This window comes from Streptococcus mitis, assembly GCF_946190335.1.
Lineage (GTDB): Bacteria > Bacillota > Bacilli > Lactobacillales > Streptococcaceae > Streptococcus > Streptococcus mitis_CH.
The window spans coordinates 88,150-101,618 of record NZ_CAMHZN010000004.1; the positions used below are offsets into that span (position 1 = coordinate 88,150).

Sequence of the window (13,469 nt, forward strand, 5' to 3'; positions counted from 1 at the left end):
GAAAAAACCAACCTTAGGGCTGGTTTCTTTTACGTATTAATCTTCTTTCAACTTCGCCAATTCTTGGGCAAGTAGTTTAAGGGCGACTTGTGGGTTGGCTTGGCCTTTGGTTGCTTTCATAAGGAATCCTGTGAAGGCCTTATCTGCGTTGCGTTTGCCTGACTTGAAGTCGGCAACAGCAGCTTCGTTATCCGCAAAGACTTGGTGGATGATTGGAATCAGGATATCTGGATCTGAGATTTGAACCATACCTGCTTTTTCAACGTATTCACGCGCGCCACCGCCATTTTTAGCCAGGTGGACAAAGACTTTCTTGGCAATCTTAGACGAGATCGTGCCGTCTTCGATGATGGCAATCATTTCTACCAAGTTTTCTGGTGTCAATTCGATTTGTTCCAGTGTTTTACCTTCAGCGTTCAAGAACTGAGCAACTTCACCTTGAAGCCAGTTAGAGACTTGTTTGGCATCACCACCGAGTGCGACAGCTTTTTCAAAGAAATCAGAAGTGACCTTATTTGCAGTCAACTGGCTAGCATCGTAGTCTGACAAGCCAAGGTCAGCAACGTAGCGAGCACGGCGTTCTTTCGGAAATTCTGGCAATTCAGTACGCATTTCCTCAATCCACTCTTCTGAGATTTCAAAGAGTGGTAGGTCTGGTTCTGGGAAGTAACGGTAGTCAGCAGCGCCTTCCTTGACACGCATGAGGATGGTTGCTTTATTGGCTTCATCGTAACGGCGTGTTTCTTGGCGGATCTGACCACCTGAGCGAAGGATTTCGGCTTGACGTTGGACTTCGTATTCGAGACCTTTACGGACATTTGAGAATGAGTTGAGGTTTTTCAACTCTGTCTTGGTACCGAATTTCTCTTGGCCATAAGGGCGAAGAGAGATATTGGCATCCACACGCATAGAACCTTCTTCCATCTTAACGTCAGAAATACCAGCGTACTGGATAACTTCCTTGAGGGCTGTTAGGTAAGCATAGGCTTCTTCAGGAGAACGCATGTCTGCTTCAGATACAATCTCAATCAATGGCACCCCTTGGCGGTTGAGGTCAACGTAAGAGTAGCCGTCTGTACCGTGGGTATTTTTACCAGCATCTTCTTCTAGGTGAGCACGTTCGATACCGATTTTCTTGGTCGTACCGTCTTCTAGCTCGACTTCAATCCAACCATTATAACCAATTGGCTCATCAAACTGAGAAATTTGGTAGGCCTTTGGATTATCAGGATAGAAGTAGTTCTTGCGGTCAAAGTGCATCTTCTTGTGGATGTCCATGTTGAGGGCAAGAGCAGCCTTGATACCGGCATCAACAACACCTTTATTGAGAACTGGCAGAACTCCTGGGAAAGACCAGTCAATCACATTTGTATTGGCATTTTGGTCATTACCAAAGTGGGCAGAAGTGGGTGAGAAGATTTTTGAATTGGTGTTGAGCTCTACGTGGACTTCAAGTCCAATGACTGTTTCAAAGTTCATTAGTTATCACCTCCAAAAATCACGGGTTGTTGTTTGTGGTAGTCTGTTGTTGCTTCAAAAGCAGCAGCAGCTTGGTAAATGGTTTCCTCAGAGTACTTAGGACCAATCAATTGTAGACCGACTGGTAGACCTTGAGAAAATCCAGCAGGAATTGAAATTCCTGGGAGACCAGCTAAGTTGACTGGGATGGTCAAAAGGTCAGCCAAGTACATAGCAACTGGATCGTGGTTGAGAGAATCCAAGTCATAAGCAACACTTGGAGCAGTTGGACCCAAAATCAAGTCGTAATCCGCGAAGACTTTTTCGAAATCTTGAATGATGAGGGTACGAACCTGACCAGCTTTCTTGTAGTAGGCATCGTAGTAACCTGATGAAAGACTGAAAGTACCTAGCATGATACGGCGTTTTACTTCTTCACCGAAACCTTGGCTACGGCTGTTTACATAGATTTCATCAAGGTTTGTCGCATCCTCTGCACGGTAGCCGTAACGGATACCGTCAAAGCGTTGCAAGTTTGAGGAAGCTTCTGATGAAGCGATGATGTAGTAAACTGCCACACCGTATTTAGAGTGAGGAAGGCTGACTTCTTCAACGATAGCACCAAGTTTTTCAAAGTGCTTAGCAGCATTCAGAATGGTTTCCTTAACCTCTGGGTCAATTCCTTCACCGAGGTATTCCTTAGGTAAAGCAATTTTCATGCCCTTGATGTCTTGACCAATTTTTGAAGTAAAGTCGGCAATGCGAACAGGGGCCGAAGTAGAGTCTTTGGCATCTTCGCTGGCAATAGCGTTGAGCAAGAGAGCATTTTCCTTAACAGTAGGAGCAAAAGGTCCAATCTGGTCTAATGAGCTACCAAAGGCAATGAGACCGAAACGTGAAACTGTTCCGTAGGTTGGTTTGAGACCAACAATCCCGTTAAAGGCAGCAGGTTGGCGGATAGAACCACCAGTATCAGAACCAAGTGATAAGCGGACTTGCCCTGACGCTACAGCTGCGGCCGAACCACTTGATGAACCACCAGGAACCTTGCTGTGGTCCCAAGCGTTTTTAGTTGCTCCGTAGTGAGAAGTTTCACCTGAACCACCCATGGCAAATTCGTCCATGTTGGTCTTTCCGACGACAATCATGCCTTTCGCTTTTGCATTGGAAACGGCTGTCGCATCAAAAATAGGCTCATAGTTGTAGAGCATTTTTGAAGCAGCAGTTGTGAGAATACCATCAGTAGAGATGTTATCCTTAACTGCAAGTGGAATTCCTGAGAGGGCATTATCAGCATCGATTCCTGCTTCATCAATAGCTTTAGCTTGCGCAAGGGCTTGCTCCTCAGCGATGGTAACAAAAGCGTTAATAGCTGTCTCGCGAGACTTGATATCTTCAAGCGTAGCTTGTGTCAATTCTGTTGCTGAAATTTCCTTAGAAACAAGGAGATTGTGCAAGTCTTCAATGGTTTTATTGTTGAAAGTCATTAGGCATCTCCTCCATCGTCTAGGATAGCTGGTACCTTGATATAGTAGTTGTCTTTTTCAGGTACGTTTTTAAACAAGCGATCACGGTCTGTTCCTTCTTCAGCCACATCAGGGCGGAGTACAGTCTTGCAGTCGGCCATTGTCGTAGTAGGTGCGACACCGGTTGTGTCAACTTCGCCTAGCAATTCAACCATGTCAACAATCTTAGACAAGGTAGTCGCAAAGGCAGCAGTTTCTTCTTCAGAGAATCTTAATTTTGAAAGATTGGCAACGTGTGTTACCTCTTCTTGCGTAATTTTCATCTTGCATCCTTTCGTGAAATGATGATTTTTAGTCTGTTCTATTTTACCATATTTTCCTATAAATAAGGGAGGGGGAAGTGAAAAGAAATAGAAATTGAAAAAAATGGCAAAATCCGATATAATGGAGTGTTGAAAGGAATGGTAAAATCCAATGTAGAAATCATTCTTAGCTATTGGAACAAGAAAAATAGAGAATCAAAGAAAGAGAACTTATGAATATTCAAGAAGAAATTAAGAAACGTCGTACCTTTGCCATCATCTCCCATCCGGACGCGGGGAAAACAACCATCACTGAGCAGTTGCTCTACTTTGGGGGCGAGATTCGTGAGGCTGGTACCGTAAAAGGAAAGAAAACAGGGACTTTTGCCAAGTCTGACTGGATGGATATCGAGAAGCAACGTGGGATTTCGGTGACTTCATCTGTGATGCAGTTTGACTATGATGGCAAGCGTGTGAATATCCTCGACACGCCAGGGCATGAGGACTTTTCAGAAGATACCTATCGTACCTTGATGGCGGTGGATGCTGCAGTTATGGTTGTGGATTCTGCCAAGGGTATCGAGGCCCAAACCAAGAAATTGTTTGAAGTTGTCAAACACCGTGGAATTCCGGTCTTTACCTTTATGAATAAGCTGGACCGTGACGGTCGTGAGCCACTGGACCTCTTGCAAGAATTGGAAGAAGTCTTGGGCATTGCTAGCTATCCGATGAACTGGCCTATTGGGATGGGGAAAGCCTTCGAAGGGCTCTATGACCTCTATAACCAACGCTTGGAGCTCTACAAAGGGGATGAGCGTTTTGCCAGTCTAGAAGACGGGGACAAACTCTTTGGTAGCAATCCTTTCTACGAGCAAGTCAAGGATGATATTGAACTTTTAAATGAAGCTGGGAATGAGTTTTCAGAGGAAGCTATTCTGGCTGGAGAATTGACACCTGTCTTCTTCGGTTCAGCTTTGACAAACTTTGGTGTGCAGACCTTCCTTGAAACCTTCCTTAAGTTTGCTCCGGAACCTCATGGTCATAAGAAAACAGATGGTGAAATTGTGGATCCTTATGATAAAGATTTCTCAGGATTTGTCTTTAAAATCCAAGCCAATATGGACCCTCGTCACCGTGACCGTATTGCCTTTGTACGTATCGTATCGGGTGAATTTGAACGTGGTATGAGTGTCAACCTGCCTCGTACTGGTAAGGGTGCTAAACTTTCGAATGTTACTCAGTTTATGGCGGAAAGTCGTGAGAATGTGACCAATGCCGTGGCAGGTGATATTATCGGGGTTTACGATACAGGTACATATCAAGTTGGGGATACCTTGACAGTTGGGAAAAACAAGTTTGAATTTGAACCACTGCCAACCTTTACACCTGAGATTTTCATGAAAGTTTCTGCTAAGAATGTCATGAAGCAGAAATCCTTCCACAAGGGGATTGAGCAATTGGTGCAAGAAGGTGCCATTCAGCTTTATAAGAATTACCAAACAGGCGAGTATATGCTAGGCGCTGTAGGTCAACTCCAGTTTGAAGTCTTTAAACACCGCATGGAAGGCGAGTACAATGCGGAAGTAGTCATGAGCCCAATGGGTAAAAAGACCGTTCGTTGGATCAAGCCCGAGGACTTGGATGAACGGATGTCATCAAGCCGAAATATCTTGGCCAAAGACCGTTTCGACCAACCAGTCTTCCTCTTTGAAAATGACTTTGCCCTACGCTGGTTTGCGGACAAGTATCCAGATGTAGAGTTGGAAGAAAAGATGTAACTCAGTACCAACAATTGGAACTAAAGTTCCTAATTGTTGGACGCTAGTCGCTATTTGGCGAACTAGCTAACTGCCTTACTAACTACGTTTGGCAAATAGAATCGATTTGCTAAACTCCGTGTCGTAGTTCAGTAAATGTATTTTATTGTGTAACAATCTAAGTAACTAACGCCAAGTTTCTATGGAACTTGGCTAGGCGCTCCACTAGTAAAGTTTTACGAATAGTATCGATTCGTAAAACTTTACGTCGTAACGGCTAGTGAGTTGTCTAGCTAACTGCCTCACTAACTACGTTTAGCAAATGAAATCGCTTTGCCAAACTCCGTGTCGTAGTTCAGTAAATTTATTTGATAGTGCAACAATCTAAGTAACTAATGCTAAGTTTCTAAGGAAATTGGCTAGAATCTCCACTATGAAAAGTCCGCGAATGATATTGATTCGTGGATTTTTCCGTCGTAATGGTAAGGAAGCGGTAACTGTTTTACTAACTTCGTTTGCAAATAGACTCGATTTGCTAAACTCCGTGTAGTGGATAATAATACTGCAAACTTTGCAGTATTTTATCTCAGCATTCTATAAAAAGATGTTGAATATTAAGCCTTATTCGTTTTACTATTAACCTTTATGGTAATAACTTACAAATAAAAGAAAACTTCAGATATTCACCTTTTGTGATTGGTCTGAAGTTTTCTTTTTTACTGTCCATATTTTTGGTAAAAGTCAACTTTTACTTGGATGAAGGTTTTGGCTTCACGTAGGAGTTGAAGAAGTGTGGCACGGGTTTCAAATTCTTCTCTGGTCTTGGGCAGACTGCGGTTCCGAAAGACTTCTAGATAACGTTCAATTTCATCTAGCAAATCAGAAGCAGGATTGGTCTGGCTCAGTTGAACTGCAATTTTTGAAAAGAGTTGCGCTAAAATCAGGCTTTCACTGGCAGCTAGGTGACAGGTGTTGATTTGCTGGGCCATGTTTCGCAGGATGCGACTTTGTCGCTGTCTCATCTCAAAGTAGTGAATATGGTAATCAGTCTGGTGAAAGAGGTGGTCTGAGTGATCCAAATAGACCAGTCTGAGGGCTTCTTCCAAAAGGGTGTCTAATTCTTCAACCAGTTGTGCTCGGTTGCGTCCATCCCCTCTGGATAAATAATATTTGAAGCGCTGGAGGATATCTTTTAACTTTTCTTCTACTAATGTGTGGTAATGCTGGATGTCCTCTTCTCGTGAAGGCATGTAGAGATTAACAAGCAAGGCAAATCCAGTACCGATAGCAAAGAGAAGGAATTCGTTGACTAGGAGTTCTGGAGAGGTTGACTCTTGCACCAAGAGATGGCTAACCAACACGCTACTTGGTGTGATGCCAATTTCCCAGCCCATCTTGTAGGCTAGAGGCACATAGAGGGTTAGATAGAGGCCAAGGCTCCAGATATGAAATCCGCTCAAGTGAAAAGCCAAAACACCGATAGCTAGAGCTAGAAGCATGGAAAAGAGTCGATTACGGGCCAGTTTTAAGGTACTTCTACGAGTATCGGATAGGCTCAAGAGGGCGATGATTCCAGCCGAGACAGCTGAGGAGAGATTGAGAAAATAAGCAAGAAGGCAGGCAAGACAGGTAGCTAAGATGAGCTTGGTCGTACGTTGGCTAATAGACATAAGGATTTCCTAGTAAGTTAGAATAAAAGCGGAAAAGACAAGACCTGAGCAGGCTTGTCTTTATGAGTTATTTCTTACGGGCTGCTGCGTATTCGGCAACGGCAGTAAAGAGGACATCTGTTGAAGAGTTGAGAGCTGTTTCACATGAATCTTGGATGACCCCAATCACAAATCCAACCCCAACAACTTGCATGGCAATATCGTTAGAAATACCGAAAAGGCTACAAGCAACTGGGATAAGAAGGAGGGAACCGCCCGCAATACCAGAAGCGCCACAGGCTGAGATAGCTGCTACTACACTGAGGACAAAGGCTGTTGCAAAGTCAACAGGGATTCCCAAAGTATTTACTGCAGCAAGGGTCAAAATGTTAATAGTAATCGCTGCCCCTGCCATGTTGATAGTAGAACCAAGTGGGATAGAAACAGAATAGGTATCTGGATCCAGTCCGAGGTCGTGGCAAAGTTTCATATTGACAGGGATGTTAGCCGCAGAACTACGAGTGAAGAAGGCTGTCACACCGCTGACACGCAAACATTTCCAAACGAGGGGATAAGGATTTCTCTTCATAAAGAGAAAGGCAATCAATGGATTGACTACTAGAGCAACAAAGAACATAGTTGTCACCAAGAGGCCAAGCAAGATTCCGTAGTTGGCTAGGCTTCCGATTCCCTTATCAGAGATAGTTTTAAAGACAAGGCCAAGGATTCCAAATGGAGCTAGGTTGATGATCCATTCGACAATCTTAGAAGTCACATCAGCTATGGTTTTCAGCAATTCTTTACTATTTTTGCTGGCTTCTCTCATAGCAATCCCGAAAACAACTGCCCAGGATAGGATACCGATGTAGTTGGCTGTGACAAGGGCATTGACTGGATTGTCAACCAGTTTGAGCAAGAGGTTGCTGAGGACTTGTCCAATCCCATCTGGTGGAGCAATATCGGTATTAGCACTATTTAGGGTAATTTCAATAGGTACGATGAAACTTGCTAGTACAGCGATAAGGGCAGCGGCAAAGGTTCCCACCAAGTAAAGGAAGATAACGGTTTTCATATTGCTATCTTGTCCCTTTTGATGTTGGGAAAGGGCATTGGCAACGAGGGCAAAGACCAGAATCGGTGCGATGGCTTTGAGGCCACCAACAAAGAGATCTCCGAGCAGGCCAATTCCTGAAACGTTAGGAAGTGTCAGTCCTAGGGTTCCTCCAATAAGCATACCAATCAAAATTCGTTTGATTAGGCTTGCCTTATTCCAAGCATGAATAAATTTTTTCATAACAATCTCCTTTGTTGTGTAATGTTTATGATTATAGTATAAATATGAACTAAAATCAAGAATTTTCTGTCTATTTTGGCTGTTATTTTTGAATATTTATGGAGATTCATCACTTGTGAAAGTATGGTATAATAAATGAAAGGAGTTTTCTATGCAAGAATTTTTTCAAACCTACCTCAATAAGCTTGATATAACAACGATTATTGAGAATATCTTAACCAAGTTAATTTCTCTGTTATTTCTATTTTTACTCTTTTATATAGCTAAGAAATTGCTCCATACCATGGTGCAGAGAATTGTTAAACCTTCTCTAAAAATGTCTCGTCACGATGTTGGGCGTCAGAAAACCATCTCACGTCTGTTAGAAAATGTGTTTAATTATACCCTTTATTTCTTTTTACTTTACTGCATTTTGTCGATTATAGGTTTGCCAGTTTCTAGTTTGCTGGCAGGAGCTGGGATTGCTGGGGTGGCTATTGGGATGGGAGCCCAAGGTTTTCTGTCTGATGTCATCAATGGCTTTTTCATCCTCTTTGAACGTCAACTGGATGTAGGAGATGAGGTTGTTTTGACAAATGGTCCTATTACTGTATCGGGTAAGGTTGTCAGTGTAGGTATTCGAACAACCCAACTCAGAGGAGAAGACCAGGTTCTGCACTTCGTTCCCAATCGGAATATCACCGTCGTCAGCAATTTCTCTCGAACAGACCAGGCCTGAAATTTTAGCAGATTTATGGTACAATAGAAAGAGTTTGGTAAAGGAGAGAAGATGTTTTTAGAAAAACAGTTGGGCAATGGTTGTACCTGGATTAACTTAGATTTGGACAAGTTGAAAAAACTAGAGGACCTTTCTGAAATCTACGGTTTGGACAAGGAAACCATCGAATATGCGCTGGATAGAAATGAGCGTGCCCACATGGATTATCACCGTGAAAATGGGACGGTGACTTTTATCTACAATGTCTTGAACTTGAAAAAGGATAAGGCATACTATGAAGCTTTTCCCATGACCTTTATCGTGGAACATCGTCGCCTGATTACCATTAGCAATACTAAGAACGCCTATGTCATTGAACAGATGACCCGTTATCTGGAGAGTCATGACATGCTTTCGATTTACAAGTTTCTCTTTGCCAGTCTGGAAATCATCAGCAATGCCTACTATCCTGTCATTGAGCAGATGGACAAGAGTAAGGATGAGGTTAATGGGCTCCTGCGCCAGCGGACAACTAAGAAAAACCTCTTTGCCCTTTCCGACTTGGAGACTGGTATGGTTTATCTTACTGCGGCTGCCAAGCAAAATCGCATGTTGCTGGAACATATTCAAGGGCATGCCCTCTATCGCAGTTTTAACGAAATTGAGAGAGAACAGTTTGATGATGCCATGATTGAGGCTCATCAGCTGGTATCCATGACAGACTTGATTTCTCAAGTCCTCCAACAACTATCAGCATCTTACAACAATATCCTAAACAATAATCTGAATGATAATTTGACAACCTTGACCATCATTTCAGTCTTGCTAGCGGTTTTGGCAGTCGTGACAGGCTTTTTTGGAATGAATATTCCCTTGCCATTAACAGATGAGCCCCATGCTTGGCTCTACATTAGTTTGGCCAGTGCTGGGTTGTGGATTGTCCTGTCATTGTTGCTAAGGAAAATTGCGAAAAAAAGTTAAGAAAAGGAGCCAAAATGGCGATTGAAAATTACATGCCAGATTTCGCTGTGGAAGCAGTTTATGATCTGACAGTCCCAAGCCTGCAGGCGCAGGGAATCAAGGCTGTTTTGGTCGATTTGGACAATACCCTCATTGCTTGGAACAACCCTGATGGGACGCCAGAGATGAAGCAATGGCTACATGACCTTCGGGACGCGGGCATTCGCATTATCGTAGTCTCAAATAACACAAAAAAACGGGTTCAACGTGCAGTTGAGAAATTTGGGATTGATTACGTTTACTGGGCCTTGAAGCCCTTCACATTTGGGATTGATCGTGCCATGAAGGAATTCCACTATGAGAAAAGCGAAGTGGTCATGGTTGGCGACCAGCTCATGACAGATATACGAGCAGCCCACCGTGCTGGCATTCGCTCGATTTTAGTCAAACCCTTGGTCCAACATGACTCGATCAAAACGCAGATTAACCGAGCTCGTGAGCGTCGTGTGATGCGAAAAATCACTGAAAAGTACGGACCGATTACATATAAAAAAGGAATTTAACTATGGAAGAAATTCTCTGTATTGGTTGTGGAGCAACCATTCAGACGACAGACAAGGCTGGTCTTGGATTTACCCCCCAGTCGGCACTTGAAAAAGGTTTGGAGACGGGCGAAGTATATTGCCAACGCTGTTTCCGTCTCCGTCACTACAATGAAATCACGGATGTCCAGTTGACGGACGATGATTTCCTCAAGCTCTTGCACGAGGTGGGAGACAGTGATGCCTTGGTGGTCAATGTCATTGATATCTTTGATTTTAATGGCTCTGTTATCCCAGGCTTGCCACGTTTTGTCTCAGGCAATGATGTCCTTTTGGTAGGAAATAAAAAAGATATCCTCCCTAAGTCAGTTAAGCCGAGCAAGATTAGCCAGTGGCTCATGGAACGTGCCCACGAAGAAGGACTTCGTCCAGTCGATGTCGTCCTAACTTCAGCACAAAACAAACATGCCATTAAGGAAGTCATTGACAAGATTGAACACTACCGTAAGGGCCGTGATGTCTATGTGGTCGGTGTGACCAACGTTGGAAAATCAACTCTTATCAATGCTATTATCCAAGAAATCACGGGTGACCAGAACGTGATTACAACTTCACGTTTCCCAGGAACAACCTTGGACAAGATTGAGATTCCGCTTGACGACGGATCTTATATTTACGATACGCCGGGCATCATCCACCGTCACCAAATGGCCCACTACTTGACGGCCAAAAATCTCAAGTATGTCAGCCCTAAAAAGGAAATCAAGCCTAAGACTTATCAGCTCAATCCTGAACAAACCCTGTTTTTAGGTGGTCTCGGACGCTTTGACTTCATTGCGGGTGAAAAGCAAGGTTTCACTGCCTTCTTTGACAATGAACTCAAATTGCATCGTACCAAGCTTGAAGGCGCTAGTGCTTTCTACGACAAGCACCTTGGAAGCCTTCTGACACCACCAAATAGCAAGGAAAAGGAAGATTTTCCAAAACTAGTCCAGCATGTCTTTAACATTAAGGACAAGACAGACCTAGTCATCTCTGGACTCGGCTGGATCCGCGTAACAGGAACAGCCAAAGTCGCAGTTTGGGCACCAGAAGGCGTCGCAGTTGTCACACGAAAAGCCATTATTTAAAATGAAATCACTGAGCGAACAAAGTGAGCTCATAAAAAGATAGTTATTGCTGTGGTGTTTTGCCAATCTGTAGATTGGCAAGGGGCGCAATTGAGACCAAGGCTCAATTGTGAGGTCAGGAAATCCATTTTTCAAAGATGAGATCTTTGGGAAATTAGTTCCGACCGTCCCTCACCACCTAAAATAACTATCAAAAAACAAGGAAGAAAATTATGTCATTAACATCAAAACAACGTGCCTTCCTCAACAGCCAGGCACACACCCTCAAACCCATCATCCAAATCGGGAAAAATGGACTTAACGACCAAATCAAGACCAGCGTTCGTCAAGCACTTGACGCCCGTGAATTGATTAAAGTAACGCTCTTGCAAAACACAGATGAAAATATCCACGAAGTAGCTGAAATATTGGAAGAAGAAATCGGTGTGGACACAGTCCAAAAAATTGGACGCATCTTGATTTTGTATAAACAATCTAGCAAGAAAGAGAATCGCAAGATTTCTAAAAAAGTCAAAGAAATTTAACCCCCATACTCCAAACAACTGTTTTTACAGAGAAATAAAGGAGACTAGCCTATGGCAATCGAACTATTGACTCCCTTTACCAAGGTAGAGTTGGAGCCAGAAATCAAGGAGAAAAAACGCAAACAAGTTGGGATTTTAGGAGGGAATTTTAACCCTGTTCACCATGCCCACCTTGTTGTAGCGGACCAAGTACGACAACAGTTAGGACTGGACCAGGTCCTGCTCATGCCTGAATACCAACCTCCTCATGTAGACAAAAAAGAAACCATCCCTGAACATCACCGTCTCAAGATGCTTGAATTGGCGATTGAGGGGATTGACGGTCTAGCTATTGAAACTATTGAGCTGGAGCGCAAGGGTATTTCTTACACCTACGACACCATGAAGCTTCTAACTGAGAAGAATCCAGATACAGATTATTACTTTATCATCGGTGCCGACATGGTAGACTATCTGCCCAAGTGGTACCGAATTGATGAGCTGGTTGACCTAGTTCAGTTTGTAGGGGTTCAGCGCCCACGCTACAAGGCAGGGACTTCCTATCCAGTTATCTGGGTGGATGTGCCTCTCATGGATATCTCGTCCAGCATGGTGCGGGACTTCCTTGCTCAAGGACGGAAACCCAACTTTCTCCTACCTCAGCCAGTGCTAGACTACATAGAGAAGGAGGGGCTCTATTGATGGCTTATCAAGACTATATCAACTGCTCTCGTGAGGCTTTGTTGGGGAGAATGGCAGAGCTTCTACCTGAAAAACGTTTAACCCACTGCTTGGGTGTGGAGCGTGCAGCCATAGAACTGGCTCAGCGATTTGGAGTCGATACCGAGAAAGCAGGACTAGCAGGCCTTCTTCATGACTATGCTAAAAAGTTGTCAGATCAGGAATTTCTGAATTTGATTGACCGTTATCAGCTAGACCCTAACCTCAAAAACTGGGGCAATAATGTCTGGCATGGCATGGTTGGAATTTACAAGATTCAAGAAGACTTGGATTTGCATGATCCAGAAATCCTGCGAGCCATTGAAATCCATACAGTCGGTGCTGATCAGATGACCGACCTAGACAAAGTCATCTACGTTGCAGACTATATAGAGCACAATCGTGCCTTTCCAGGTGTTGAACAGGCACGTGAGATTGCTGAGCTATCGCTCAATAAGGCTGTGGCCTACGAAACAGCTCGTACTGTAGAGCATTTAGCTCACCAGGGATTTCCCATCTATCCCCAAACCCTTGAAACCTATAACGCCTATGTGCACTATTTGAAAGAGGACTAAATGAACGAAAAAGAATTACTAGAACTAGTCGTGAAAGCGGCTGATGAGAAACGTGCGGAGGATATCCTCGCACTTGATGTACAAGATTTGACTAGTGTGACGGATTACTTTGTTATTACTAGTTCAATGAATAGCCGTCAGTTGGACGCTATCGCTGATAATATCCGTGAAAAAGTAGCTGATGCAGGCTTTAAAGGTAGCCATATCGAAGGCGATGCAGCTGGAGGTTGGGTCTTACTAGACCTCGGCGCTGTCGTTGTGCATGTCTTTTCAGAAGAAATGCGTGCCCACTATAACCTAGAAAAGCTATGGCATGAGGCAAATTCAGTAGATATTTCAGAAGCTCTTGCTTAGAAGATGAACTCAGTTGTAGTCAACTGGGTTTTATTTGCTTATTTTAGAAAAATTGATAGAAA

14 protein-coding genes are annotated in these 13,469 nt (G+C 43.5%); 9 read left to right on the plus strand and 5 right to left on the minus strand.

Annotated features, from left to right (window positions below; genetic code table 11):
• Nucleotides 1-36 precede the first annotated feature (36 nt).
• From gatB to gatC, 3 genes are read right to left on the minus strand one after another with little or no spacing between them, the layout of a single operon-like run.
• Complete coding sequence (gatB, locus tag N8O43_RS06960) at nt 37-1,479, minus strand: Asp-tRNA(Asn)/Glu-tRNA(Gln) amidotransferase subunit GatB (protein ID WP_261009115.1); 1,443 nt, start codon at nt 1,477-1,479, stop codon at nt 37-39.
• Nucleotides 1,479-2,945, minus strand: coding sequence for an Asp-tRNA(Asn)/Glu-tRNA(Gln) amidotransferase subunit GatA (gene gatA, locus N8O43_RS06965; protein WP_261089858.1), 1,467 nt, complete (start codon nt 2,943-2,945; stop codon nt 1,479-1,481). The genes gatB and gatA overlap by 1 nt, the downstream gene beginning before the upstream one ends.
• Nucleotides 2,945-3,247 (minus strand): Asp-tRNA(Asn)/Glu-tRNA(Gln) amidotransferase subunit GatC, encoded by a 303-nt coding sequence (gene gatC, locus N8O43_RS06970; protein WP_261009113.1) that lies wholly within the window; start codon nt 3,245-3,247, stop codon nt 2,945-2,947. Before gatC ends, gatA begins: the two co-directional genes overlap by 1 nt.
• Nucleotides 3,248-3,459: 212 nt before the next feature.
• On the opposite strand from gatC, the gene N8O43_RS06975 reads away from it, so the two are divergent.
• Complete coding sequence (locus N8O43_RS06975; protein ID WP_001025437.1) at nt 3,460-5,004, plus strand: peptide chain release factor 3; 1,545 nt, start codon at nt 3,460-3,462, stop codon at nt 5,002-5,004.
• 695 nt (nt 5,005-5,699) lie between these two features.
• Here N8O43_RS06975 and N8O43_RS06980 read toward each other — a convergent pair.
• Together N8O43_RS06980 and sstT are read right to left on the minus strand one after the other, a co-directional pair.
• Nucleotides 5,700-6,653, minus strand: a complete 954-nt coding sequence (locus N8O43_RS06980; RefSeq protein WP_261089859.1) for an aromatic acid exporter family protein — start codon at nt 6,651-6,653, stop codon at nt 5,700-5,702.
• Between the two features lie 67 nt (nt 6,654-6,720).
• Entirely contained in the window at nt 6,721-7,926 is a 1,206-nt protein-coding gene (gene sstT, locus N8O43_RS06985; RefSeq protein ID WP_261089860.1) for a serine/threonine transporter SstT, read from the minus strand.
• 151 nt (nt 7,927-8,077) lie between these two features.
• On the opposite strand from sstT, the gene N8O43_RS06990 reads away from it, so the two are divergent.
• The 8 genes from N8O43_RS06990 to rsfS all read left to right on the plus strand — a co-directional run bounded on the left by N8O43_RS06990 (nt 8,078) and on the right by rsfS (nt 13,407).
• Nucleotides 8,078-8,644: a mechanosensitive ion channel family protein gene (locus N8O43_RS06990; RefSeq protein WP_261089861.1), complete on the plus strand. Its 567-nt coding sequence runs from the start codon at nt 8,078-8,080 to the stop codon at nt 8,642-8,644.
• Nucleotides 8,645-8,695: 51 nt separating this feature from the next.
• Nucleotides 8,696-9,604 carry a magnesium transporter CorA family protein gene (locus N8O43_RS06995; protein WP_261089863.1) on the plus strand — a complete coding sequence of 303 codons (909 nt, stop codon included), beginning with the start codon at nt 8,696-8,698 and terminating at the stop codon, nt 9,602-9,604.
• 14 nt (nt 9,605-9,618) lie between these two features.
• Nucleotides 9,619-10,146 carry a YqeG family HAD IIIA-type phosphatase gene (locus N8O43_RS07000; protein ID WP_000963748.1) on the plus strand — a complete coding sequence of 176 codons (528 nt, stop codon included), beginning with the start codon at nt 9,619-9,621 and terminating at the stop codon, nt 10,144-10,146.
• 2 nt (nt 10,147-10,148) lie between these two features.
• The gene (gene yqeH / locus N8O43_RS07005; RefSeq protein ID WP_261089865.1) at nt 10,149-11,255 is read left to right on the plus strand and encodes a ribosome biogenesis GTPase YqeH; all 1,107 of its coding nucleotides are present in this window, start codon (nt 10,149-10,151) and stop codon (nt 11,253-11,255) included.
• 212 nt (nt 11,256-11,467) lie between these two features.
• Nucleotides 11,468-11,779, plus strand: a complete 312-nt coding sequence (gene yhbY, locus N8O43_RS07010; protein WP_000060171.1) for a ribosome assembly RNA-binding protein YhbY — start codon at nt 11,468-11,470, stop codon at nt 11,777-11,779.
• Between the two features lie 51 nt (nt 11,780-11,830).
• The gene (locus tag N8O43_RS07015; protein ID WP_261089868.1) at nt 11,831-12,460 is read left to right on the plus strand and encodes a nicotinate-nucleotide adenylyltransferase; all 630 of its coding nucleotides are present in this window, start codon (nt 11,831-11,833) and stop codon (nt 12,458-12,460) included.
• Nucleotides 12,460-13,053 carry a bis(5'-nucleosyl)-tetraphosphatase (symmetrical) YqeK gene (yqeK, locus tag N8O43_RS07020; protein ID WP_261089869.1) on the plus strand — a complete coding sequence of 198 codons (594 nt, stop codon included), beginning with the start codon at nt 12,460-12,462 and terminating at the stop codon, nt 13,051-13,053. The genes N8O43_RS07015 and yqeK overlap by 1 nt, the downstream gene beginning before the upstream one ends.
• The gene (gene rsfS / locus N8O43_RS07025) at nt 13,054-13,407 is read left to right on the plus strand and encodes a ribosome silencing factor (RefSeq protein ID WP_049546916.1); all 354 of its coding nucleotides are present in this window, start codon (nt 13,054-13,056) and stop codon (nt 13,405-13,407) included.
• Nucleotides 13,408-13,469 lie beyond the last annotated feature (62 nt).

Excerpts from the sequence above, each read along its gene's own strand:
- gatB (WP_261009115.1), bottom strand. The coding sequence starts at position 1,479 with ATGAACTTTGAAACAGTCATTGGACTTGAAGTCCACGTAGAGCTCAAC.
- gatA (WP_261089858.1), bottom strand. The coding sequence starts at position 2,945 with ATGACTTTCAACAATAAAACCATTGAAGACTTGCACAATCTCCTTGTT.
- gatC (WP_261009113.1), bottom strand. The coding sequence starts at position 3,247 with ATGAAAATTACGCAAGAAGAGGTAACACACGTTGCCAATCTTTCAAAA.
- N8O43_RS06975 (WP_001025437.1), top strand. The coding sequence starts at position 3,460 with ATGAATATTCAAGAAGAAATTAAGAAACGTCGTACCTTTGCCATCATC.
- N8O43_RS06980 (WP_261089859.1), bottom strand. The coding sequence starts at position 6,653 with ATGTCTATTAGCCAACGTACGACCAAGCTCATCTTAGCTACCTGTCTT.
- sstT (WP_261089860.1), bottom strand. The coding sequence starts at position 7,926 with ATGAAAAAATTTATTCATGCTTGGAATAAGGCAAGCCTAATCAAACGA.
- N8O43_RS06990 (WP_261089861.1), top strand. The coding sequence starts at position 8,078 with ATGCAAGAATTTTTTCAAACCTACCTCAATAAGCTTGATATAACAACG.
- N8O43_RS06995 (WP_261089863.1), top strand. The coding sequence starts at position 8,696 with ATGTTTTTAGAAAAACAGTTGGGCAATGGTTGTACCTGGATTAACTTA.
- N8O43_RS07000 (WP_000963748.1), top strand. The coding sequence starts at position 9,619 with ATGGCGATTGAAAATTACATGCCAGATTTCGCTGTGGAAGCAGTTTAT.
- yqeH (WP_261089865.1), top strand. The coding sequence starts at position 10,149 with ATGGAAGAAATTCTCTGTATTGGTTGTGGAGCAACCATTCAGACGACA.
- yhbY (WP_000060171.1), top strand. The coding sequence starts at position 11,468 with ATGTCATTAACATCAAAACAACGTGCCTTCCTCAACAGCCAGGCACAC.
- N8O43_RS07015 (WP_261089868.1), top strand. The coding sequence starts at position 11,831 with ATGGCAATCGAACTATTGACTCCCTTTACCAAGGTAGAGTTGGAGCCA.
- yqeK (WP_261089869.1), top strand. The coding sequence starts at position 12,460 with ATGGCTTATCAAGACTATATCAACTGCTCTCGTGAGGCTTTGTTGGGG.
- rsfS (WP_049546916.1), top strand. The coding sequence starts at position 13,054 with ATGAACGAAAAAGAATTACTAGAACTAGTCGTGAAAGCGGCTGATGAG.